This window comes from Leifsonia sp. 115AMFTsu3.1 (genome assembly GCF_004362795.1).
In the GTDB taxonomy this organism is placed as follows: domain Bacteria; phylum Actinomycetota; class Actinomycetes; order Actinomycetales; family Microbacteriaceae; genus Leifsonia.
This window is the reverse complement of record NZ_SNYB01000002.1, coordinates 24,969-47,586: the sequence shown is the minus strand read 5'-3', so window position 1 is coordinate 47,586 and position 22,618 is coordinate 24,969. Positions and strand designations below refer to the sequence as shown.

15 protein-coding genes are annotated in these 22,618 nt (G+C 73.0%); 7 read left to right on the top strand and 8 right to left on the bottom strand.

Going from position 1 to position 22,618, the window contains the following annotated elements; translation table 11 throughout:
• Positions 1 to 65: 65 nt before the first annotated feature.
• Genes AXZ95_RS11150 through AXZ95_RS11125 form a run of 6 tightly spaced genes read right to left on the bottom strand, consistent with a single transcriptional unit; the run spans position 66 to position 8,559 of the window.
• Positions 66 to 1,928, bottom strand: a complete 1,863-nt coding sequence (locus AXZ95_RS11150; RefSeq protein WP_018192737.1) for an MBL fold metallo-hydrolase — start codon at positions 1,926 to 1,928, stop codon at positions 66 to 68.
• On the bottom strand, positions 1,925 to 3,826 hold the full coding sequence (locus tag AXZ95_RS11145) for a hypothetical protein (protein ID WP_018192738.1): 1,902 nt from the start codon (positions 3,824 to 3,826) through the stop codon (positions 1,925 to 1,927). Before AXZ95_RS11145 ends, AXZ95_RS11150 begins: the two co-directional genes overlap by 4 nt.
• 23 nt (positions 3,827 to 3,849) lie before the next feature.
• Positions 3,850 to 5,322, bottom strand: a complete 1,473-nt coding sequence (gene gtfA, locus AXZ95_RS11140) for a sucrose phosphorylase (RefSeq protein ID WP_018192739.1) — start codon at positions 5,320 to 5,322, stop codon at positions 3,850 to 3,852.
• Positions 5,319 to 6,188 carry a hypothetical protein gene (locus tag AXZ95_RS11135; RefSeq protein WP_018192740.1) on the bottom strand — a complete coding sequence of 290 codons (870 nt, stop codon included), beginning with the start codon at positions 6,186 to 6,188 and terminating at the stop codon, positions 5,319 to 5,321. Before AXZ95_RS11135 ends, gtfA begins: the two co-directional genes overlap by 4 nt.
• Positions 6,173 to 7,072 (bottom strand): hypothetical protein, encoded by a 900-nt coding sequence (locus tag AXZ95_RS11130; protein ID WP_018192741.1) that lies wholly within the window; start codon positions 7,070 to 7,072, stop codon positions 6,173 to 6,175. The genes AXZ95_RS11135 and AXZ95_RS11130 overlap by 16 nt, the downstream gene beginning before the upstream one ends.
• A complete protein-coding gene (locus AXZ95_RS11125) occupies positions 7,069 to 8,559 on the bottom strand; it encodes an FGGY family carbohydrate kinase (RefSeq protein WP_018192742.1) in 1,491 nt (496 codons plus the stop codon). Before AXZ95_RS11125 ends, AXZ95_RS11130 begins: the two co-directional genes overlap by 4 nt.
• Positions 8,560 to 8,637: 78 nt before the next feature.
• Between AXZ95_RS11125 and AXZ95_RS11120 the strand changes: the two genes are divergently transcribed.
• The 7 genes from AXZ95_RS11120 (at position 8,638) to AXZ95_RS11090 (ending at position 18,798) form a co-directional block, all read left to right on the top strand.
• Positions 8,638 to 9,474: a DeoR/GlpR family DNA-binding transcription regulator gene (locus tag AXZ95_RS11120; RefSeq protein WP_018192743.1), complete on the top strand. Its 837-nt coding sequence runs from the start codon at positions 8,638 to 8,640 to the stop codon at positions 9,472 to 9,474.
• Positions 9,474 to 10,769: a 3-oxo-tetronate kinase gene (gene otnK, locus AXZ95_RS11115; RefSeq protein ID WP_018192744.1), complete on the top strand. Its 1,296-nt coding sequence runs from the start codon at positions 9,474 to 9,476 to the stop codon at positions 10,767 to 10,769. Before AXZ95_RS11120 ends, otnK begins: the two co-directional genes overlap by 1 nt.
• Positions 10,766 to 11,431 carry a class II aldolase/adducin family protein gene (locus AXZ95_RS11110; protein ID WP_018192745.1) on the top strand — a complete coding sequence of 222 codons (666 nt, stop codon included), beginning with the start codon at positions 10,766 to 10,768 and terminating at the stop codon, positions 11,429 to 11,431. Before otnK ends, AXZ95_RS11110 begins: the two co-directional genes overlap by 4 nt.
• Positions 11,432 to 11,505: 74 nt before the next feature.
• The gene (locus tag AXZ95_RS11105; protein ID WP_018192746.1) at positions 11,506 to 13,518 is read left to right on the top strand and encodes an ABC transporter ATP-binding protein; all 2,013 of its coding nucleotides are present in this window, start codon (positions 11,506 to 11,508) and stop codon (positions 13,516 to 13,518) included.
• Positions 13,499 to 15,241 carry an ABC transporter ATP-binding protein gene (locus AXZ95_RS11100; protein WP_018192747.1) on the top strand — a complete coding sequence of 581 codons (1,743 nt, stop codon included), beginning with the start codon at positions 13,499 to 13,501 and terminating at the stop codon, positions 15,239 to 15,241. Before AXZ95_RS11105 ends, AXZ95_RS11100 begins: the two co-directional genes overlap by 20 nt.
• Positions 15,238 to 17,085: a protein O-GlcNAcase gene (locus AXZ95_RS11095; protein ID WP_018192748.1), complete on the top strand. Its 1,848-nt coding sequence runs from the start codon at positions 15,238 to 15,240 to the stop codon at positions 17,083 to 17,085. The genes AXZ95_RS11100 and AXZ95_RS11095 overlap by 4 nt, the downstream gene beginning before the upstream one ends.
• Before the next feature lie 120 nt (positions 17,086 to 17,205).
• Positions 17,206 to 18,798: a stealth family protein gene (locus tag AXZ95_RS11090; RefSeq protein WP_018192749.1), complete on the top strand. Its 1,593-nt coding sequence runs from the start codon at positions 17,206 to 17,208 to the stop codon at positions 18,796 to 18,798.
• A gap of 195 nt (positions 18,799 to 18,993) precedes the next feature.
• Here AXZ95_RS11090 and AXZ95_RS11085 read toward each other — a convergent pair whose 3' ends face one another.
• Positions 18,994 to 19,917, bottom strand: coding sequence for a phosphodiesterase (locus AXZ95_RS11085; protein WP_018192750.1), 924 nt, complete (start codon positions 19,915 to 19,917; stop codon positions 18,994 to 18,996).
• Positions 19,918 to 19,983: 66 nt separating this feature from the next.
• Positions 19,984 to 22,602, bottom strand: coding sequence for a hypothetical protein (locus tag AXZ95_RS11080; protein ID WP_018192751.1), 2,619 nt, complete (start codon positions 22,600 to 22,602; stop codon positions 19,984 to 19,986).
• Between the last annotated feature and the right edge of the window lie 16 nt (positions 22,603 to 22,618).

Here is a 22,618-nt window from a genome sequence, read left to right as displayed (position 1 = left end):
GGTAGACAGGACGTTACACGGAGAGGAGTACCGAATCCAAGCTTTATATGTGTATATAAGGTACGTTAGACGACCGTGTCCACCACGGCATCTCCCGCCTGGCCGTAGCGGGCGGCGCCGATCGTGACGTCCGCCGCGATCCGCTGACGCTTGCGCACGTCGGCGGTCGCCCGCACGGAGAACCGCAGCCGCACGGTCTCGCCCGCCTCCGCCACGACCGACGCGGCGTCCGGGTCGCTCCAGCCCGCGGGCGTCACCAGCCGCGCCACCACCTCGCGCGGCTCGTCGTAGGCGTTCACGACGACGACCTCGTAGTCGAGCTCCGCGCCCGGGGACACGCGCTGATAGAACGGTTCCACCAGCACCAGGTTGCCGTCGGCGGGCGGCAGCATCCCGTCGTCCGGCAGCAGCCCGTCGTGGATGGCGGCCAGCTCGTCGCCCTGCTCGGTCAGCAGCTGCAGGTAGTCCTTGTCCACCTCGCGACCCTGCCAATGCCCGGTGATCATGAGACCGGGGGCGACGCGACGGTAGAGCGCTGCGCTCTGGATGAAGTCGTCACGCCGGAACCGGTTGCGGTACTGGTAGTTGAGGATCTCGCGCTGGACCCCGAGCCGCCCCTCCGCGGTCTGCTGGTCGCCGGTGGCGAGCACCCGCACGCCGTCGACCTCGAACTCGAACGCGGCGGCGTAGAGCGTGTGGCCGGGCAGCTCGTGCGTGACGATCTCGTACTCCTGCCAGCGCACCGTCTCGCCGAGACCGAGCACCCGGTCGGCCGGGATGGGCTCGAACCACTGGCACGGAAGGTCGGTGCGCATCGGGTCGGCCATGATCGGCGCGACGTTCTCGGGCAGCCACACCTCGGTGCCCTCGACGTCGCGCAGCAGGTTCAGCCCCGCGATGTGGTCGTCGTGGTAGTGGGTGCCGAGCACGACCTCCACCGAGGTGACCCCGAAGTCGCGCTTGAGCGCCGGGATCGATGCCAGCCACGGCCGCCGTGCGGCGCGGTCGGTGCCGGCGGGCCAGCCGGTGGACATGTCGTAGCCGTAGTCGATGAACAGCGCGGCGCCGGAGTCGCTGAGCAGCACGTACACGCACGAGTTGGCGGTGCGGTTGAGCAGCAGGTGGTCGGTGAGCCGGACGAAGGGGCGCTCCAGCCAGTCGCGCAGATCCCACGGGTGGGTGCGCCGCGAGTCGACGTAGCCGCTCATCCGGGTGGCCAGCTGGTCGAGTGCGTCGACGGCCTCGGGCATGGGCTCGCCGTGCGACGGCAGCAGGATGGTCGGCTCCTCCTCCTGCAGCAGCAGGCACGAGAGCACGTTCATCGCCGGTCCCTCGTTCTCGGTGTACGACCACTGCGTGGCCGCGAGCGACCACACCTTGCCCGGCGCGTAGATGAGGTCGCCCGTGAAGGCGACCCGCGCATCCCCGCTGTCGACGAGGTAGGTGACCGACCCCATGGTGTGGCCGGGCGTCGGGACGGTCTTCACGTCGACGCCGCCGAATCGCGCGGTGCGGTACTCGGGCACGGTCCCGGCGATCGGCACGGGGTCGAGCAGGGAGAATCGGTCCTGGCGCAGGTTGTAGTCGTTGTACAGCGCGCGGGCCGACCACATCTCGTCGACGCGGGCGAAGAGGTCCTGCTCGACCGGGGGCACGAAGATCGGGATGCCGGCCTCGACCGCGCGCGGAAGGCCCTGCCCCTGGTCGCGATGGTGGTGCGTCATGAGCACCGCGTCGAGGGTCGCGAGCCCGAGTTCGCCGAGGTGGTCGAGCACGTCGCCCGAGCCGAAGTCGATCGCGATGGCGCCGGAACTCTCGGCGCCGGAACGCGCACCGCCGGCCGAACCGGCCGGCGGGATCACCACGTACACGTTGCACGTGTCCGTGAACCTGTGGACGCCCGGGGCGACCTCGGTGAACGCGCTCATACGGCGGATGGCTCCTTCTCGGCGGGTTCGCCCGCACGCCTCGCACGCGTCGCCCGGTAGGCGCTCCAGAGACCGGCGATCTCATCCAGGTCGGCGTCGGTCACCGTCTCGCGGCTGTTGTCGATGGACTCCACGTAGTACAGGGCCGGAACGCCGAGCTCGGGCTGGATGCGCGAGTAGGCGAGCCACTCGTCGCGGTTCGGCATCGGCCACTGGTCGGTGTCGATCGGGTGGCCGGGAAGGGCGGCCGCGGCGATGTCGTGGCGGTAGCGCAGCTGGTCGGCGACGGGCACCGGGTCGCCGTGGACCGAGTCCTCGAGCACGTCGTTGAGGCGCACCATGTCGGTGACCCCGGAGAACGAGGGATGCACGGTGTGCGTCACGACCAGCGCATCCGGCTTGGCCGCCTTGGCCGCTTCGTGGATGGTCGCGATGATCGCGTGCAGCGCGCTGATTCCCCACAGGTCGTCGCCGTGCGTGCGGAGGGTGACACCGGACGGCGCGCGCTGGGTGAAGTCGACCTTGAAGCCGTCGGCGTCGAGTCCGTCAGCCGACAGCATCCCCGTGACCTGCTCCCGCAGCGCGTCGAGGTAGGCCGGGTTCGACGGGTCGACGGCCACCGGGCGCCCGAACGCGTCGCGCACCGCCAGCTCCGGCGGCAGGCCGGCCGGGTCCCACGCCTTGAACCACAGCAGGACGCGCTGACCGGCGGCGTGCCGCGCGTCGATCCAGCCGCGGAGGTCCGGCCACTTCTCGGTGTCGACCGTGTTGGTGCCGTAGTCGGCCTGCCAGCGGTCGTCGATGACGACGGTGCCCGGGTGGATGTCGCGCTCGGCGAGCCGGTTCAGCCACCGGTCGTAGAGGTACTGGCGGGCGAGGTCGGGGGCGAAGGCGGCACCGGCCGGCAGCACGAAGCCATCCGCGTTGTCGGTGGCGAGCGCTTCGCCCTCGTGGCTCATCCGGACGGCGAGCGCGCACTGCGCCCCCCAGCCGCAGAAGATCGGCTCGTGCCACCACTCGGCGCCGGCACTCGGCTCCTCGGCCCAGCCGCGCTCGAGCAGGTCGTCGCGGTAGTCGCGGATGAGGCTCAGCGGTGCGCCGCCGGGCCGCAGCACGAACTCGGGGGACACCCATCCACCCGCCCGGACCCGCGTGTGGCCCTCGTAGGTGAGGCGGAACAAGAAGCCGCCGTCGATCGCGTCGTAGCGGAACGTCGTGAAGCCCAGCTGCGCGATCGGCGCGACCACCGAGACGCCGAGCCAGTCGCCGACGGGCATGTCGGTCGGTCCGTGCGGCGCGTCCGGTGCGATGGACGGCCGGCCGAGGCCGAACACCAGCGGGGGCGGCGAGAAGATGCCGTTCAGCCGGCCAGGCTCGGCGTCGCCGACGACGCCGAGCTGCGCCTGGGTGTTCGAGGCGCGGACGACCTGGATGGGCTCGGTCGGCGTCGGCACGAAGACCGACGGGAAGCGGATGCCCGAGCGGAACGTGCCGGCCGCCCCCGTCGGCAGGGCCGCCTGACCGCCGAAGATCGTCAGGTCGGTGATCCGGGCCTCGTCGTCCTCCGTCGTCACCTCGACGCGGGCGCGGACCTCGCTCGGCGTGCAGTGCAGGACGACGGCCTTGGTCGCCCACGCGCTGGAATCGGTGAGCACGGTGACGCGCACCGTGCCGTCCTCCTGCTCCTCAACGGTGACCGCGGTCGGCCCGGACGACTCGTCCGGGAGGCCGACGCGGTCGACGCTCGCGAGGAGCGACAGATCGCTCCAGAGCTCCCCGTTCGGGCCGGCGATGGTCGCGCGCGGCCGGGTGAGCGCGACGCCGAGCGTGTAGGCGGGCGCGACGAGGACGACCTCGGTCGCGCTGCGGGTGACGGTGATGTCCTGGATGGTCTGCATGGTCCTCGGTGGGGGAAGAGGGGTCAGAGAGCGGCGAGGGCGGGCACGGAGTCGGCGGTGAGCTGGCCGCCGGCACCCGCGAGACGGATGCGGAACCCGGGTTCGGGGGCGAACGAGACGGTGAGGGTGGCGCGCTCGTGGCCGAGCACCCACTCGAGGTCGAGCGAACCGTCCGCCTCCACACGGTAGCGGAACTCGCCCTGGAAAGCCGGATGCGTCGAGCGCAGGCGGACGAGCGCGAGTTGCGCGCGCGTCACCTCGCTCGCGAGCGCGACCTCCAGCTCGTCGGGCGTGTACACGTGACGGTTGACGTCGCGGCCCTGGCCGGTCCGCTGGAAGAGCGCGACGTCATCCAGACCGCCGAGCAGCCCGACGTAGTACATCTGCGGTCTGCCAGGGAGCCAGAGCTGCACCGCCCGGGCGAGCAGGTAGCTGCGCGCGTCGGCGCCGAGCGCGGAGAAGAAGGTCGCGTTGATCTGGTGCGGAAGGCTCATCCACGCGGGGATGACGGAGGCGACGGTCGAGTGGCCGCCGGTCGCGACGGCGGCGCGCTCGAAGATGGCGGCCATCTCGCCCTGGTCGATGAGCCCGGGCCGATCGCCGGAGGGTCCGGCGTCGATGATGCCGATGCCGTCGTGGGTGTCGAGCACGGTGATCGCGTTCTGCGGGCGGATGCGCATCCACTCGACGAGGCGATCGGAGGTGCCCGTGCCCAGGCTGTGGAGCAGCAGCGGTGCGAGCGCGAAGTCGTAGACGTAATCGACGAGCGGCGCGATGGCGAGCTGCTGCGTGTAGTGGGCGTGCACCTCCACGAGCACGCGGAGCCCCTCGTCGCGGGCCATCGCGACGATCTCGCGGACGAACTCCAGCGTCTCCGGGGTCATGAAGCTGTCGGTGCCGGGCGTCTTGACCGCGTAGCCGACCGCGTCGAGACGGACCGTGGTGACGCCGCCCGACCGCAGGGTCGCGAGGATGCGGCGCAGGTACGCGCGGGCCCGGTCGTTGGCGACATCGAGGTCGACCTGGGTCGGCATGAAGGTGGTCCACACCAGCCGGCGGCGGCCGTCGGCCATCCGGTAGGCCGTGAACGGCAGGCCGGGCCGCGGGCGGTAGAACGCCGTGATGCCGTCCTCGGTCGCGCCGTCGGGGAAGACCGCGTCGAAGGTGAGGAACATCCCGTCGTGGGCGGACTGCTCGCCGTTCGCCAGCCAGTCCACGAACTCGGCGGAGTCGCTCGACACGTGGTTGACGATCAGGTCGGCGGTCACCTCGCGCTCCGCAGCGAGGGCACGGACGTCGTCCCAGGTGCCCAGACGCGCGTCGACCGTGCCGTGGTCGATGGGGTCGAAGCCCGCGTCGGCGCCGTCGAAGGGCACGAAGAACGGCAGGATGTGCACCCCGGCGAAGTCGCGCAGCGGGCCCTCGAGCAGGGCCCGAAGGCGCGGCAGGTCGCCGCCGAGGCGGTCCGCGTAGGCGAGCAGGTCGACGCCGGTCATGCGCGGGCTCCGTCCGCCGGGGTCCCGTTCGCCGGGGTCCCGTCCGCCTGGCTCGCCGCGGCGGAGGTACCGCCGGACCCGGGAGGCGCCGGCCGGTTCGCGCTGGCGTCCGGCGTTCCCGGGTCCGACGGGGTCAGGGCCTCCCGCAGGCCGGCGACGCCGCCGGCCGGGGAGGTGAGCACGGGGAGGTCGACGCCGGCCGATTCGGCGGCCGGGGCCATGGAGGCCTGGGCGAGGACGAGGACGGAGGCCGTTCCGCTCTCCGCGAGCCGGCGCACCTCGTCGGCGATGAGCCGGTCGTGGGTCGCCTGGTCGCCGGCGGCCCGTGCGGCCGCAGCGCCCTCGACGACCGTCGCGGTGACGTCGACCGCGACGCCGCGCGCCGCCGCCTCCCGCTCGATCAGCCGGGTGGTCGGCCCGAGCGTCGCGGTGTTCGTCGCGAGCACCGCGATCCCCCCAGCCGCCAGCTCCTGAGTTTTTCCGCCCTCGGACGGCGTGTCAGGCCGAAAAACTCCGGAGCTGTTGGCGTGGGCGGCGAGACGGACGGACTCGGCGGCCATGGCGGCGTCGACGCGGATGACGGGGATGCGGAGCGCAGCAGCCGCCTCCTCCGCGGCCTCGCCGACCGACGAGCAGGTCACGAGCACCGCGTCCGCGCCCGAGTCCGCGAGGTGACGCAGGTGCCTGGCGACGCGCTCGCGCACCGCGGGCGTGACGCCCTCGGCGATGGCCGTCTCGAGCATCCACGCGTCGACGACGTGCTCACGGGAGGCACCGGGAACGGCATCGGCGACGAGCGCGTCGAACGTCGGCGCGAGCGCCGGGACGGTGTGCAGCAGCCCCGCGATCATCACGCCTCCCGCCACGGCCGGGCCTCGCGGTCGACGACCTCGATGAGCGCTTCGAGACGCGGGACCGACAGCTCGCGCAGAGCCGACGGCACGTCATCGCGGCCGACGACGTCGCTCCACAGGGCACGTCCGGCGAGGAAGCCGCTCGCACCGGCCTGGCACGCCGCCTCGACCGCGGGCAGGAACGCCGGCCGGTCGACACCCTGCGAGAGCACGACCCACGGCCCGGTGATGGAGGCGTTGAGCTTCTCGCTCGCGTCGCGCTGCGCTGCTTCATCACCGGTGCCCGACATCGGCACCTGCACCTTGTAGAGGCTCTGGCCGAGCGGCGACAGCTCCTCCGCGGCCTCGCGAATGGCGACATCCAGATCCCAGTTGCCGGCGTCGAGCTCCTCGGGGGTGGCCCGGACGACCGGCTCCAGCACGGAGAGCACGCCGCGCGTACGGCACTCGGCGACGAACCGCTCGACCAGTCGGACGCGCTGCTCGCGCTTGGCGTCGCGCCGCCAGATCACGAGCAGCTTCAGCGCCGATACGCCGGCCAGATCGGTCTGGTCGAGGACGACCTCGTCGAGTGCGGTCTCCTCGACCGGGCCGCCGTCCTCCTGCGTGAGGGCGTCGGCGGCGAGGATGAGGCCCGTCTCAGCGGGGAGCGCGTCGCGCACGGCCTCGAATCCGTAGTGCCGGTCGATCAGGAAGCCGGACGCGAGCGGGCCGAGCGCCTCGGCGACGTCGAGCTTGAACCGGATGAGCACGTCGTCCGCCGGGCGTCCGGCACCCGCCAGGTCGAACATGTGGCGGAGGCTCTCGCGCTGATCCATCGCGACCATCGCGAGGCCGCCACTGGGACGGGCGATGGCGTCGAGGTCGAGCGCCGGGCGGGAGGTGGTGTCGGTCATGCGTGTTCCTTGTCGTGGAGCGTGGCCGCGCGCACGAAGGCGTCCAGCAGTGCCGGATCGCCCGCGGACGCGGCGCTGTCGGCGCTGCGCAGGGGCAGCGAGGTCGTGACGCCGGTGACGCGGTGGGCGGCCAGCATCGCGGCGCCGGTGGCGACCGGCTCCGCAGCGTCCACGCGACGCAACGCGCCGGGGACGAAACGCTGCTTGAGCCGCCACCAGGCACCGTTGGCCGCACCCGGACCGCCGAGCACGGCGAGGTCGGCGGAACGCGGGCCAGCGAGGTCGGTCTGGGCCGCATCCATCCACGCCAGCTGCAGCGCGAGTCCGGCGAGCACCGCGGTCAGCGTCGCGGCGGGGTCGGCCAGCCCGGTGGATGCGGTGCGCGCGTCGCCCGCGGAGGCGAGCTCGACGAGGCGCAGCGTCGCGGCGGGGTCCGGCGCGGGCGACTGACGCCCGCGGAGGTACGGGAGCAGGACGGCCTCGACCGGGCCGCCCGCGAGCCCGAGCGCCTGCTCCTGCACATCGTGGCGATCGGCCCCGGGCAGCAGCTCGGCGAACGCCCATTCCACCAGCGCACCGGCGGTGGGATTGCCCGCCAGCAGCGTCTCGTGGGCACCGTCCACGGTGCGCGCGAGGCTCATCCCGTGGCGGCGCGCGCCCTGCCGGGAGACGTCGTCGGCGACCCGCAGCAGCGCCTCGGCGGTGCCGACCGAGTCGGCAGCCTGGCCCGGTTCGCGGACTCCCGCGGCCCAGGCGCCGACGGCGTGGTCGTGGCCGGCGACGACCACGGGCAGCCCGGCTGGCAGGCCAAGCGCGGCGGCCGCCGAGACGGTCAGGGTCCCGGCGATACCGCCCGGCTCGACGACGCGCGGGAAGCGCTCGGGGGTCACGCCGGCGAGCGCGAGCAGCTCCGGGTCGAAGGATGCGGCGAGCGCTCCCCCGCGCTCGGGCAGGCGATACGCCATGGTGCGGGCGGCGAGTGTGTGGTCCGTGGCCGCCTCTCCGGTGAGCGCCTCGACGATCAGCCCGTCGGCGCCGCGCCAGCGCGCGTCGGCGAGCCGCGCATCCCCGTCTGCCGCGAGCCGCAGCCAATGCGTCAGCGGCGACTTGGACGGGGCGGGCACGCCGGTCGCCGCGTACAGCGCTTCGGCGCCGGCGGCCGCGACCAGGCGGTCGGCGGTCGCCGTGTCTCCGTCGGCCCAGCGCAGGAGGTCGCCCTGGGGGCGTCCGTCCGGGGCGACGAGGCAGCCGGTCTCGCCCATCGAGGCCACGCCGAGCGCGGCGATCGGGTACGGGCTGTCGGCGGCGATCTCCCGGATCGCCCCCAGCACGACCGCCTGGAGCCCCGCGCCGCTTCCGGGCGTCGGGACGGTCAGCGTCCGCTCTTCGCGCACGGAATCGCCCAGCAGCGCCAGGACCACCTTGGTGTTGGTGGTGCCGACGTCCACGCCGAGGGCGGCGAGAGAGGCGGAGGTCACGTGCTCCATTCTGTTCACTTCTGAACATTCACGTCAAGATTTGTGCGTTTGTTGACAAGCGTTCGGGGCAGCCGCTTGGATGGACGGGTGCGTTACACCGATGCCCCCGCCCGCCGCGAGGAGCTGCTCCGACGGCTCTCCGCCGAGGGCTACGTGTCGTCGTCGCGCGTCGCGGAGGAGCTCGGCGTCTCCGAGATGACCATCCGCCGCGACCTCCGGCAACTCGAAGGGGAGGGGCTCGCCCGGCGGGTGATCGGCGGCGCCAGCCTCCCGAACCTCGGCCACGGGCGTCCCTTCGACGAGCGCGCCGTCACCGGCAGCGGCGAGAAGCACGCCATCGCCGAGGCCTGCCTCGACCTTCTCGACGGCGCCGTCACGGTCGCCCTCGACGCCGGCACCTCCGTCGCACCCCTGACCGGGATGCTGCGGCCCGGCACCACGATCGTGAGCCACTCGGCGCCGGTCATCCAGGCCGCCATCGAGCGTGCCGACGTCGAGCTCGTCGCCGTCGGCGGCGTGTACCAGAGCGAGACCCGCTCCTTCGCCGGCGCCACCGCACGCCGGACCATCGCCGACTACTCCGTCGACATCGCCGTCCTCTCGGCGACGGCGGTCGACACCACCGGCATCCTCTGCGCCAACGCACTCGACGCCGAACTCAAGCAAGAGCTCGCCCGCGCGGCCCGCACCACCATCCTGCTGGTCGACCACTCCAAGCTCGGAGCGCGCGCCCCGATCCGCGTCGGCGGCCTGGACCTGGTGGATGTGATCCTCACGGACCCGGGCGCCGACCCCGACGACCTGCAGGCGCTGCGCGACGCCGGTGCGACCGTCGTCGTCGCCGGCGAGCACGTCGCGCCGGGCTCTCTGACCTCCCGCGCGACCGACGCCACCACCGACGCACCGGGGGTCGGTGTCTCGTGATGCGGCTCGGCGCTGTCGCCGACGACGTCACCGGAGCCTGCGACCTGGCGGGACGCGTCGCCGAAGCCGGGCTCCCGGCGAGCGTGCTGCTCGGCACCCCGGTTTCGGACGTATCGCCGGATGATGTGTTCGCCCCGGCCGGTTCGTCGTGCGCGGTCGTCGCCCTGAAGGTACGGACCGCGCCCGTTGCGCACGCGGTCGCCGCCTCGTCGGAGGCCGCCCGTTTCCTCGTCGGCGCGGGCGCGACGCTGCTGTACCAGAAGTACTGCTCGACCTTCGATTCGACGCCGGAGGGCAACATCGGGCCGATCGCGGACGCGCTCGCGGCCGTCGCTGCGGAAGGCGCCACAGCCGATGCGCCGACCGCCGTCACCATCGGGACTCCCGCGACCCCGGAGGCCGCGCGCACCCAGTACCAGGGCGTGCTCTTCGCCGGCGGGGTGCCGCTGGCCGAGTCCCCGATGCGCGACCACCCGCTGACGCCCATGCGCGACTCGAACGTCGTCCGCCTGCTCGCCCCGCAGACCTCCGCGCCCGTCTCCCTGGTGCGCTGGCTGGACGTGCAGCGCGGGGCCGACGCGGTCGTCGACCGCATCGGCGACGGACACACCCTCGTGGACGCCCTCACCGACGACGACCTCGACACCGTCGCGGCGGCCGTCCTCCGCGTGGCCGCCGAACGTCCCGTCGTCGCGGGCGGCGGCGCAGGGGTGGGGACCGCGCTGGCGCGCGTCGCGGTCCGCGAGTTCGGCGCCACGGGACCCGCCGCCTCCCTCCCGGCCGTCCCCGTGACCGGCCGTCTCATCCTCGCCGGAAGCGCTTCCGCCGCCACCCGCGGTCAGATCGCTGCTTTCACCGGCGAACGCCACGAACTCGACCCGCTCGACCTCGCTCGCGACCCCGGCACCCTCGACCGCCTCCGCGATGGCCTCGCCGCCCGCACCGACCGGCTGGCGCCCGTCCTGGTGCACGCGTCGCCGGATGTGACGACCGCACAGCGCGAACTGGGCGCCGAGCGGGCCGCGGCACTTCTGGAGGACGCCCTCTCCGAACTCGCGGCCTGGGCCGTCGACGAGCTGGAGGTCAGTCATCTGCTCGTCGCGGGAGGCGAGACCTCCGGCGCCGTGACCACCCGCCTGGGCATCGAGCGCCTGCGGATCGGCGTGCAGGCCGCCCCCGGCGTGCCGTGGGCGGTCGCCCGCACAGGCTCCGGCCGGACCGTCGCCGTCCTGCTCAAGTCGGGCAACTTCGGCCTCCCGACGCTGTTCACCGACGCGTGGGAGATGGAGCCATGACGCGCTCCGACGACACTGCCCTGCGGGAGCGGGATGTGCGCGAGGCGGAGGCCCGCGCGGCGGTCGTCCGCGCCTGCCGCCACCTCTCGGCGGCCGGCCTGTCGCCCGGAAGCTCGGGCAACGTGAGCGTGCGCGTCGGCTCCCGCATCATCGCGACGCCGACCGGCTCCTCTCTGCGCTCCGTGACCGAGGAGCAGCTGGCCGCGACTCCCGCTGACCAGGAGGGCACACCGCGACCCACCAAGGAGCTGCCGCTGCACGCCGCGATGTACGCCGCGCATCCCGACGCCACCGCTGTGGTCCACCTCCACTCGCCGTACGCGACGGCGGTCGCCTGCCTCCCGGCGACGGAGGGCGGGTTCGCCCAGCTGCCTCCACTGACGCCGTATCGCGTGATGCGGCTGGGCGATGTGCCGCTCGTCCCGTATGCGCGTCCGGGCAGTGCCGAGCTCGCCGCGGGCGTGGCGGCGGCCGCGCCCGGGCATCCTGCTCTGCTGCTCGCCAACCACGGCCCCGTGGTCGCGGCCGGCACCCTCGACGGGGCCATCGACCTGGTCGAGGAGCTCGAGACGGCCGCCCAGCTGACGCTTCTGCTGAAGCAGGCCCCGGCCGTCCCGCTCGACGCGGCGGCGATCGCCGCGCTCACCCCGCCGGGCCGCTGAACCGCCGTCCCGCCGTTCCGCCCAACGCACCTCACCCACATCCCACACCCGCTCGATCCCCCTCAGGAGCACTCGTGTCCAGCGTCCGCGCTGCTCGTCCGTCCGCCTCCCGTCCGCCGTCGCGCACACCGCGCGGCGCCCGCATCCCCGCGGCCAGGCCCACCGAACGGCACCTGTCGTCGGTGCCGCGGTTCCTGCTGTGGCAGGCCGCGCGACAGCCCGCCAGCCTCGGTGCCGGCATGCTGTTCGGCGTCGTCTGGATGCTGTGCCAGGCCGTCTGGCCCTACCTGCTCGGCCGCGCGGTCGACGAGGGCGTCTCCGGGGACTCCGGCCGCCTGTGGACCTGGTGCGGCGCCCTGCTGATCGTCGCCGTCGTCCAGGCGATCACCGGGATGCTGCGCCACCGGATGGCCATCTCCAACTGGCTGCGCTCGTCGCTCGGCGTGGCCCGGCTGATCGGCTACCACTCCGCGGAGACCGGTCCGGCGATCACCGCGACGACCTCGTCGGGCGAGATCGTCGCGACCGTGAGCACCGACTCCCTGCGCCTGGGTGCGATGTACGAGGTGACCGCCCGGCTCGGCGGCGGTGTGGTCGCGTTCGTCGTGGTGTCGATCATCATGCTGTCCGCCAGTGTTCCGCTCGGGCTCGCCGTCGTCATCGGCGTCCCGGCCGTGGCCGCCGTGCTCGCCCTGCTGCTGCGGCCGCTTCGCGCACGGCAGGCCGTGTGGCGCGAGGAGTCCGGCGGCCTCACCACCCTCGGCGCCGACACGGTCGTCGGCCTGCGCGTGCTGCGCGGCATCGGCGGCGAGCAGGAGTTCGTCGAGCGGTATGCCGACCAGTCGCAGCGGGTCCGTGCCGCCGGGGTCGGCGTGGCCAAGACGCAGAGCTGGCTCGACGGACTGCAGGTGCTCCTGCCCGGCGTCTTCCTGGTCTTCATCGTCTGGTTCGGCGCCCACCTCGCGGTCGACGGCACCATCACGCCCGGCCAGCTGACCGCGTTCTACGGCTACGCGACCTTCCTCGTGCTCCCGCTGCGCACCGCGGTCGAGGCCGCGCAGACCTTCACCGCCGGGGTCGTGTCCGCCCGTCGCGTGCTCTCCGTGCTCCGCACGCGGCCCGCCGCGCAGGACGCCGACGAGACCGCGGAGGCGCCGGCGTGGGGATCGGCGATCGAAGACCTCGCCTCCGGCGTCGTCATCCCGCCCGGCCGGTTCACTGCGATCGTGGATGCGGACCCCGACGAGGCCGCCGCCATCGCGACCCGCATCGGCCGCTTCGACGACGCCGTGCACCGCGAGGCGCCGGTGCTGTGGGGCGGCGTCGACCACACCCGCGTCCCCGTCCGCGACGTGCGCCGGCGCATCGTCGTGAACGACGCGAACCCGCACCTGTTCGGCGGCCGGTTGCTGGACGGCCTCGACACGCTGCCCGTGCGCGACGAGGAGGCCGGCCGCTGGCGCGAGGACGACACCTCCACCGGGCGGATGCGCCGGGTCTCCGCCGCGCTCGACGCGGCGGCAGCGACCGAGACCGTCGACGCGCTCCCCGAGGGCGTGCACGAGCGCGTCGCCGAGCGCGGCCGCACCTTCTCCGGCGGCCAGCGGCAACGCCTCAGCCTCGCCCGAGCGCTGCTCACCGACGCCGAGGTGCTCGTGCTCATCGAGCCGACGAGCGCGGTGGATGCGCACACCGAGTCGCAGATCGCCGAACGGCTCCGGGAGGCCCGCGACGGCCGCACCACCGTCGTCGTCACCGCCAGCCCGCTGCTCCTCGACCGGATGGACACCATCGCCGTGGTGCGGAAGGGCCGGGTCGTCGGCACCGGAACGCACCAGCAGCTGCTGCGCCAGGAGGACGACCTCGGCGACCTCTACCGCGAGATCGTCTCGCGCACGATCTCGGCCGCCGAGCCGGCCGAAGGCGAAGACCTCGACGCCGCCTGGACCGGCTCGATCGACGCGCTCTGGACGGCGACGCATCCCGTGACGGCGCAGCGCCCGGAGAGCGGACGCACGACGAAGAAGCCGAAGAAGAAGGACAAGCGCACGAAGAAGGGAACGGGCGATGCTGCTGCCGATCGCTAGCACCAGGACGGTCCGGGAGACCGGCGCGCGTCTCATCCGCCAGCATCGCGGCGGCCTCTCCGTCGTGCTGGTCCTGCACACCCTCGCCGCGGTCGCCGGTCTCGCCGGACCGGCCCTCATCGGCGTCATCATCGACGGCGTCACCGGCCACACTCTCGTCACGAGCGGGATCGACACGATCGCGCTCATCCTGCTCGTCGCCATCGTCTGCCAGGCCGTGCTGATCCGGTTCGCCCAGCGGCAGTCGATGGTTCTGGGCGAGGGCGTCTTCGCGCAGCTGCGGGAGGAGTTCCTCGCGACCGTCGCACGGCTCCCGCTCTCCACCGTCGAGGCGGCGGGGACGGGCGACCTGCTCGCGCGCACCACCAACGACATCCAGTCGGTCGCCCAGACCGTGCGGTTCGGCGTCCCGCGCATCCTGGTCGCCAGCGTCACGGCCGTGCTGACGGTCATCGCGGCGTTCCTGGTGAACCCGGCCGTCGCTGTCGCCATGTTCGCCGGCGTGCCCATCCTCGTGATCGCAGCGCGCTGGTACCTCCGGCGCTCCGGCCCCGGCTACCAGCGCCAGCTCGCCTCCTACGCGACCCTCGGCGGAACGATCAGCGAGACCGTGGACGGCGTGCGGACCATCGAGGCGCTCAGCCTCGCCCCCGCGCAGCGCGCCAAGATCGATGCCGCGCTCCGCGAGCGCCGCGAGTCGGAGTGGTACACGCTCTGGCTGCGCTCCTGGTTCTTCCCGAGCACCGACATCGCGTTCCTGCTCCCGGTGATCGTCGTCATCGCGTGGGGCGCGTTCCTCGTGGGCAGCGGCGCCGCGACGATCGGCGCCGTCACCGCGGTCGCCCTCTACGCGATGCAGCTGGTGTCGCCGGTCGACGAGCTGATCAGCTGGCTGGACGAGATCCAGGTCGGCACCACCGCCCTGTCGCGCATCATCGGCGTCGCCGACGTGCCGGAGGACCGCCACGCGACCGGCGAGCAGCCGGTCGACGAGCACGTGCTGGCCGAAGACGTGCGCTTCTCCTACCGCGAAGGCACCGAGGTGCTGCACGGCGTCACCCTCGACCTGGCCGTCGGCGAGCGCCTCGCGATCGTCGGACCGTCCGGGTCGGGCAAGTCGACGCTCGGCCGCCTGATGGCCGGTATCACCGAGCCGACCAGCGGACGCATCACCGTCGGCGGTGTCCGGCTCGTCGACCTCCCGCTCGACGACCTCCGCAGCCACGTCGCCCTCGTCACGCAGGAGCACCACGTCTTCGTCGGCACCATCGCCGAGAACCTGTCGCTCGCGAAACCGGGCGCCGGCCGCGACGAGCTCGCCCGGGCGCTCCGGGTGGTGGATGCGCTGCGCTGGGTCGCCGCGATGCCGAAGGGACTCGACACGGTCGTCGGCTCCGGCGGCGTCGTCCTCACCCCGGCGCAGGCGCAGCAGCTCGCCCTCGCCCGGCTGGTGCTCCTCGACCCGCACACGCTCATCCTCGACGAGGCGACCTCGCTGCTCGACCCCACCGCAGCCCGCGACCTGGAACGCGCGATGAACCGCGTATTGGAGAGCCGGACCGTCGTCGCGATCGCGCACCGCCTCCACACCGCGCACGACGCCGACCGTATCGCCGTGGTGCGCGACGGCGCCGTGGAAGAGCTGGGCAGCCACGAAGAACTGGTGGCCGCGGGCGGTGCGTACGCGGAACTCTGGGCGTCGTGGCACGGAGGCGGTCGGTGAGCGCCGCGGGAGGGCCGGGCGCCCTCGCGTGGCGCGGCGTCGTCGAAGGGTTCTACGGCGAACCCTGGTCGCACGCCGACCGGCTCGCCTGGTTCGAGCGCGGCGGCGCGATCGGGCTCGACCGCTACCTGTACGCCCCCAAGGACGACCCGTGGCACCGCGAGGAGTGGCGCGAGCCCTATCCCGCCGACCGGCTCGCCGACCTCGCCGAGCTGAACCGGGCCGCCGCCGAGCGCGGCGTGCTCTTCGTCTACGCGATCTCGCCGGGCCTCTCGATGCGCTTCGACGATGACGCGGAGCACGACGCGCTCGCGGCGAAGTGCCGGCAGCTCCTCGACGCGGGCATCCGCTCGTTCGCCCTCCTCTTCGACGATGTGCCGATGGACGAACCGGAGGCCCTCGGCCGCGCCCATGGAGAGGTCGCCGCCCGGTTCGAGCGCGGCTTCCTCCGCCCGGCGGGCATCGACGAACCCGTGCTGCTCTGCCCGACCGACTACGCCGGCGTCGAGCGGACGCCGTACCGCGTCGGGCTGGCCGAGACGCTCCCGGCCGACGCCCGCCTGCTGTGGACGGGCGCGGACGTCGTGGTCGGCGCGGTGACCGCCGACGACATCGTCCGAGCCGTCGAGAGCTTCGGCCGCGACCTGGTGCTCTGGGACAACTTCCCCGTCAACGACTTCGACCGCTCGCGCGTCTTCCTCGGTCCGCTGACCGGGCGGAAGGCAGCGCCGGGACTGGTCGGCATCGTCGCCAATCCGATGGTCGAGGCAGCGCCCTCCCGGCTCGCGCTGGAGACGGTCGCCGAGTGGGCAGCCGACCCGGCCGGGTACGACGCGGCAGCGGCGGCCGACCGCGCCTATGCGGCCGTCATCGGCGACGACCCGGGGCTCCACGCCCTGGTGGCCGCGTGCAGCGCCTGGCCGCCCGGAGCCCCGCGCTGGCCGGACCTCGACGCCGCCGTCGACGCCGAGCGATGGGATGCGGCGGGCGCTCTGCTCTCCGAGCTCGCGGACACCCACGCGGCGACCTCCGTGCCGGCTGACCTCGCCGACCAGCTGGAGCCGTGGATCGTCGCGGCGCGGGCCGCCGGTACCGCGGGAGCGCTCGCGTGCCGAGTCCTGGCCGCCCCCGACATCCACGCGGCCGGCGACGCCTCGGCGCTCCTCGACGCGCGACGTGAGCTGGAGTCCGAGTACGCCGACGTCGCGCGCGGCGCCGTCCTCGCGCTCGTCGACGCGGCCCTCGAACGCCTCGGAGTCGCAGCGCACCGCACCCACGGCGACGGCTCGCTCGTCGCCGTGCTTAGCGGCCCCAACCCGACGCCGGGCGACCGCGAGCTCGTCGAGTTCCTCGGCCGCTCCGGGATGCGCGCGCACCTGGGCGACGACCCGAACGCCGACCTCGTCATCGTCACGCGCGCCGCGCCCGAGGAAGTCGCGCGGGCCGCCGCATCCCGTCCCGTGCCGCTGCTGGCGTGGGGGCACCTCGTCCCGCTGGGGCTGGCCTCGGCCGCGGCCGTCCCGCTGTCGCTGGACCGCATCCACATCTCCGCCGCCGAGCACCCGGCCGCCGCGGGTCTCGACGGCGAGGTGGTCGTCTACCGCGGACGCTCGAAGCTCACCGTCGCGGACCCTCCACCAGACGCGGACGTGGTCGCACGCGACCCCGAGTCCGGCCGCGTGGTGATCGGCATCACCCCGGCGGGGTCTCCCCTTGCCGACGGCACGCCCGCTCCCGCCGCGCGCGCCACGTTCTTCCTCGCGGCCGACGGCTTCGCGCCGTGGCTGGTGACCCCCGAGGCTCGCGACCTCCTGCTCGCCACCCTCCGCGCCCTCCTCCCCTGATCCCCCGCAGATTCGTGCCGAATGTGCGGAATGGCGAGTCGATAACGCACATTCGGCACGAATCTCGCGCCTCCGACCGCGGAACGCACTCTCACGAGAGCGGCCTAGAGTAATGCGTGTATGGCTGAGCATCCTCCCGCATCCCTCTCCGACCAGCCCGAGCCCGTCGTCGTCACCCTCGACCCCGGTCCCGGCGCGCCCCGGTTCGCCCGCGACGACATCGTGCAGCGCAAGGGCCTCTTCACGCTGGTCTCCGGCCCCTTCACGCCGCGGGAGTCGATGATCGAAGACCTCCTCGCCGTGCGCGACGCGCTCGATGCGGCCGGTCTCGAGTACCTGCTCGTGCGCGACGACGACAACCGCCTGATCGTGGCGCTCGACCGCCGGCGCCGCAAGGAGGTCTCGGCGGTCCTCGCCGAAGCGTTCGCCGACGAGCCCTTCTACTCGCGCAGCATCGACCCCGAGAAGGACGAGCACGGCGACGACCTGCTCATCGCCGACGGCCGCCTTTCGCGCCGCAAGGCCGACATCCTGCGCCTGTACCGTCCGCGGCTCGAGCCCATCGGACGGCTGCGATATGGCGCCGACACCGCGTTCCAGCTCGAGTTCTGGCGGTTCGGCGACGACGAGATCACCGCACCGCGCGAGAACGCCCTCATGCGGCCGCGCCTTCCCCGCAGCGAAGCGGTCGAGGCCGAGGTGGAGCTGTACGGACGACGCTGGCGCACCCTCCAGCACATGTTCGACCCGCTGGCGAGCGACATCGCCTTCGACGTCGACATCGTGTTCTCGTGGGTCGACGGCTCCAGTGCGGAGTACCAGCGGCAGCGGGCCGCGCGGATGGCGGCGTACGTGGTCGGGGAGGGCGACGACAACGAGGCCCGCTTCCGGCAGATCGACGAGCTCAAGTACGCGCTCCGCAGCGTCCACATGTTCGCGCCGTGGATCCGGAACATCTACATCGCGACCGACTCCCCGGTGCCGCCGTGGCTCGATCCGGAGCATCCGCGCATCCACATCATGCGGAGCGAGGACTTCTTCGCGGACACCTCCACACTGCCCACGCACAACTCGCACGCCGTCGAGAGCCAGCTGCACCACATCCCGGGCCTGTCGGAGCACTTCCTCTACAGCAACGACGACATGTTCATCGGCCGTCCGCTGTCGCCCGACGTGTTCTTCTCGCCCGGCGGGATCACCAAGTTCGTCGAGGCCGGGACGCGCATCGGACTGGGCGAGACCGACCCGGCGCGCAGCGGATTCGAGAATGCGGCCCGCGTGAACCGCCGCCTGCTCTGGGAGCGATTCGGCGCCGTCACGACCCGCCATCTCGAACACTGTGCGGCCCCGCTGCGCATCAGCGTGCTGCGGGAGATGGAGCGCGAGTTCGCGGAGGACTTCCGGCGCACCGCCGCGAGCCCGTTCCGCTCGGCGACCGACATCTCCGTCACGAACTCGCTCTACCACTACTACGCGCTGATGACCGGGCGCGCGGTGACGCAGACGCAGGCGAAGGTGCTCTACATCGAGACGACGCTGCGGCAGGCGCCCGACATGATGCGTCGCCTCCTGAAGCGGCGCGATCAGGACATGTTCTGCCTCAACGACGGCTCGAAGCCCGAGATCAGCCCCGAGGAGCGGACGCGGATCGTGACCGACTTCCTCGAGCGCTACTTCCCGTTCGCGGCTCCCTGGGAGCGTCCCGGCACCTGAGGCGCGCTCCCGCCGCCGCCCGGGGTGGCTACGATTTGCGCCAAATCTCGGTTATGGCGCGTCCATAACGACGATTTGCGCCAAATCTCCGCATGGTCGTGCTGACGGCGATTTGCGCCAAATCTCGGTTGTGGCGCGTCCATGACGACGATTTGGCGCAAATCTCGGACCGGACGGGGCGGGGCGAGGCGAGGGTCAGGCGAGGACGCGGATGGGCTCGGTCGGGGTCTCGCGACGCGGCGCCGGAGGGATGCGGATGCCATCCTCGGCCAGGCGACGCGCCGACTCCTCCGCGTCCACGTAGTCGAGCGTCGGGTAGTGCCCGAGCGGCACCACCGAGTGGAGCACGGTGTTCGGGTACACGTGCACCAGGTTGAAGGCGAGCGCCCCATCCCGGCCGCGCGTGCCTCCCACCGGCACGTTGAGGTCTTGCGTGTAGCAGCTCGCCGACGACACGGACACGGGGATGCCCGCGAAGGTCGCCGTCGACGAGTAGTGGAGGTGCCCCGCGAGGATGCTGCGCACGTCGCTGCCCTCCAGCACCTCGCGCAGCTGCGACTGGTCGCGCAGCTCCACGGAGACGGCGAGGTCGAGCACGCTCGGGATGGGCGGGTGATGCATCGCGAGGATGGTGCCCTCCGGCGCCGGCATCGCCAGCTCGGCCGCCAGCCAGTCCAGCTGCGACTCGCTGACGTCGCCGTAGTGGTGTCCGGGCACGGTGGAGTCGAGGACGATGACGCGCAGTCCGCCGAGCCAGTACACGTCGTCGATCGGTGACGTGTCGCCGAGCTCGTCGCGGAGGCCCTGCCGGAACGACGCGCGATCGTCGTGGTTTCCCATCACCCAGATGACGCGCGCGCCCATCCGCTCGGCCGCCGGGTCGACGAGGGCGCGCAGCCGCGCGTACGCATCGGGTTGGCCGCGGTCGGCGAGATCGCCGGTGAAGACGATCGCCTCCGGCCTGCCACCGGACGCCTCCACCTCCGCGAGGAGGGCGCGGAGGTGCTGTTCGCTGTCGACGGTGCCGTAGAGCTGTTCGCCTCCCGCCAGCAGATGGGTGTCGCTGATGTGGAGGAGGAAGTGGTCCGGCCGCGGGTATTCCGCGATTCGCGTCTTCACGGGGCTATCACACCACCTACGTCTGAACGGATCGTGAACGCTCACGGTGTGCCGCCTGCATTCGTTTCATGCCAGATCCGGCGGTTCGGCGTTCCAGGTCTCGATCCGCACGGGCATTCCGGCGGTCGCAGCAAGCGTCCGCTCCTCCCCGGGCAGCAGCGGTCGGGGGTCGCCGCCGACGCTCAGGATGCCGGGCGCACCGACCGGCCGTGGGTCGACCAACCGCACGGTCAGGGCGGCATTCGGGCCGTCATTGCGCACGCGCACGCCTCCGGTCGTATCACGAGCGACGGTCAGAACGGGTGCCGGCACGTCGAAGAGCGCGGCCCAGTCCGCAGTCGCCGTGGCGAGCATCCGTTCGCGGTCGAGCTCGCGGCCGTCCGCATCCCGCCACTCCGCCTCCCACGCGAAGACGTCGGGCAGGTCGGCGGTCGCGACCTCCAGCGTCCCGACGGGTTCGGGATGCCGCACAGCGCCCGCGCGCACCTCACGCGAGGCGAGCACGCCGCCGTCGAGCCCGCGAGCCCGCAGCGTGAGCACGGAACCGGACGGCACCGGATCCTCCGCCCACAACCACGCCTCGACCGACGCGACCGCCTCGCCGCCCCACACAGCCCGCGTCACGCGGAGCGTCGCCCGCCGCCGCTCGTACGCGCGTGCGACCGCGAAGTACGCGGGTTTCGGGTCGCCCCGGAAGTCGACCGCCGCCGTGCACCACGCGTTCGGGTAGCTCTCGTTCAGCTGCCACGGCAGCACCATGCTGCAGCGCGGCGAGCGCCGCCGGTCCGCCTCGACCGCGTACTGCAGCCCCGTGGCTTGCAGCAGCTGGGATGCGCGGTTCAGCGTCTCGAGCGTGGCCGGCCGGCCGCCGAACAGCTCGACCACCTGGTCGGCGTTGTTCCACCACTCCCCGAGGTGCCGGTACACCGGGTTCGTCCGGTTCGCGGGCCAGCGATCCGCCTCGGGCACGAGCGCTTCGAGCGATCGCAGGTTCGTCATCCCCTCGACCCCGAACTCGGTGTGCGCGAGGCTCCTTCCGGCGTTGGCCAGCGTGTACTGGCCGACGAAGCCCTGGTGCTCCCAGGGTCCGTGGACGTCGTGCTGCCCCTCGGGGTTCGCCTCGATGCGGTCCAGCCGGTTGTGGAACTCCGGACCCGTCGGCGACGTCGGCAGCCACCCGCGGCCCGGATCGAGGCGCGCGACCGCGTCGGAGAGCGCGGCCAGCACGGGCGAGCGGTCGTCGGAGAGCGGCACCCCGCGGTCGTCGAGCTCGTTCCCTCCACCCCAGAGCAGCAGCGACGGATGGTGCACCCGGGTCGGGATGAGCGCCTCGGCCTCCGCGCGCATCAGCGCCACGAACGCCGGGTCCTTGCTGGGCGCGCTCTGCATCCCGGAACTCGACTGCGAGAACTCCTGCCAGACGAGCAGCCCGAGGCGGTCGCAGGTGGCGTAGAAGTGCTCGGTCTCGATCAGCCCGCCGCCCCACACGCGCATCAGCCGCGCGCCGGAGGCCGCCGCCAGACCGAGCAGGTGCTCGACCGTGCCCTCGTCGATCGAGCCGAAGAGGGCGTCGGCGGGCGTCCAATTCCAGCCGAGCAGCGGGACGGTCACGCCGTTCACCACGGCCGTGTACGGGAGGGCATCAGCCGGTGCGCCGGGATTCCGCACCAGCGCGGCGGTCCGGAAGCCGACCCGACGCTCGGTGCGGTCGGTCTCGCCCTCGTCGTCCGCGAGGACGGCCGTCACCGTGTACAGCGGCTGGGCGCCGACCGTATCCGGCCACCACAGCTCCGGGTTCGGGATGCGCAGCTCCGCCGAACCGTCGGCCGCCGGGACGCGCCGCTCGGCCACCGCCTGTCCGTCTCGCGCGACCGTGACCGTGACGCTGAGCCGCTCGTTGCCGCGCTCCGCCAGCGGCGCCTCCCACGCGACGGCGACGACCCCGTCCCCGCCCCGGCCCATCCCGCCCAGGTGCGACATCTCGTCACCATTCGGCCCGGATTCGCGCACCGGCTCACGGCTCGACGGCTCGGCCACCGACGCGCTTACCGTCACGTCGCCGAGCAGCGCGCGCCCGATACGCAGGCGCGCGCTCTTCCAGACGCCCTGGTGGCGGAGTCGCGGCGAGAAGTCCCAGCCGTAGCCGAGACGCGGTGTGTGAACGCGCACGTGCTCGGTCCGTCCGACCTGCGGCTCGGAGTCCGGCGCGGGATGCACGCGTAGGGCCAGCTTGTGCCGCCCGGCCGAGCGGAGGGATGCGTCCAGCGGCACCCGCAGGCGGTGGTACAGCCCGCGCACCGAGCCGATGCGCTCTCCGTCCCAGTAGACGTCGGCTCCCGGGTCCACGCCGTCGAACTCGAACACCGCCACGCCGTGAGCTGCGTTCGCATCCAGCTCAACGGCCCGCCGGTACACCCACGAGCGCTCAGCCACCCACTCGGCCGCGCGGGAGTTGCGGCCGACGCGCGGATCGGGCAGCTCGCCTGCACGGCGCAGGTCGTCGACGACCGCGCCCGGCACCCGTCCCGGCAGCCAGCCCGGCGCGGCCGCGATCGCCGCAGACGCCTCGGCCACGTTGTTCCCCGCCTCCGGCAGGGGCGCCCCGAGGTACCACTCGGCCGTGTCGCCGAGGGCTTCGCGGATGGTCCAATCGTCGCCGTCGAGGGTGATCGTCGTTGAGCTCACCCCACGATCATGCCCA

What these genes read in the sequence shown, in the direction of transcription:
- AXZ95_RS11125 (WP_018192742.1), bottom strand. Translation starts at nt 8,559, where the DNA reads ATGGAGCACGTGACCTCCGCCTCTCTCGCCGCCCTCGGCGTGGACGTC.
- AXZ95_RS11150 (WP_018192737.1), bottom strand. Translation starts at nt 1,928, where the DNA reads ATGAGCGCGTTCACCGAGGTCGCCCCGGGCGTCCACAGGTTCACGGAC.
- gtfA (WP_018192739.1), bottom strand. Translation starts at nt 5,322, where the DNA reads ATGACCGGCGTCGACCTGCTCGCCTACGCGGACCGCCTCGGCGGCGAC.
- AXZ95_RS11130 (WP_018192741.1), bottom strand. Translation starts at nt 7,072, where the DNA reads ATGACCGACACCACCTCCCGCCCGGCGCTCGACCTCGACGCCATCGCC.
- AXZ95_RS11090 (WP_018192749.1), top strand. Translation starts at nt 17,206, where the DNA reads ATGGCTGAGCATCCTCCCGCATCCCTCTCCGACCAGCCCGAGCCCGTC.
- AXZ95_RS11100 (WP_018192747.1), top strand. Translation starts at nt 13,499, where the DNA reads ATGCTGCTGCCGATCGCTAGCACCAGGACGGTCCGGGAGACCGGCGCG.
- otnK (WP_018192744.1), top strand. Translation starts at nt 9,474, where the DNA reads ATGCGGCTCGGCGCTGTCGCCGACGACGTCACCGGAGCCTGCGACCTG.
- AXZ95_RS11145 (WP_018192738.1), bottom strand. Translation starts at nt 3,826, where the DNA reads ATGCAGACCATCCAGGACATCACCGTCACCCGCAGCGCGACCGAGGTC.
- AXZ95_RS11110 (WP_018192745.1), top strand. Translation starts at nt 10,766, where the DNA reads ATGACGCGCTCCGACGACACTGCCCTGCGGGAGCGGGATGTGCGCGAG.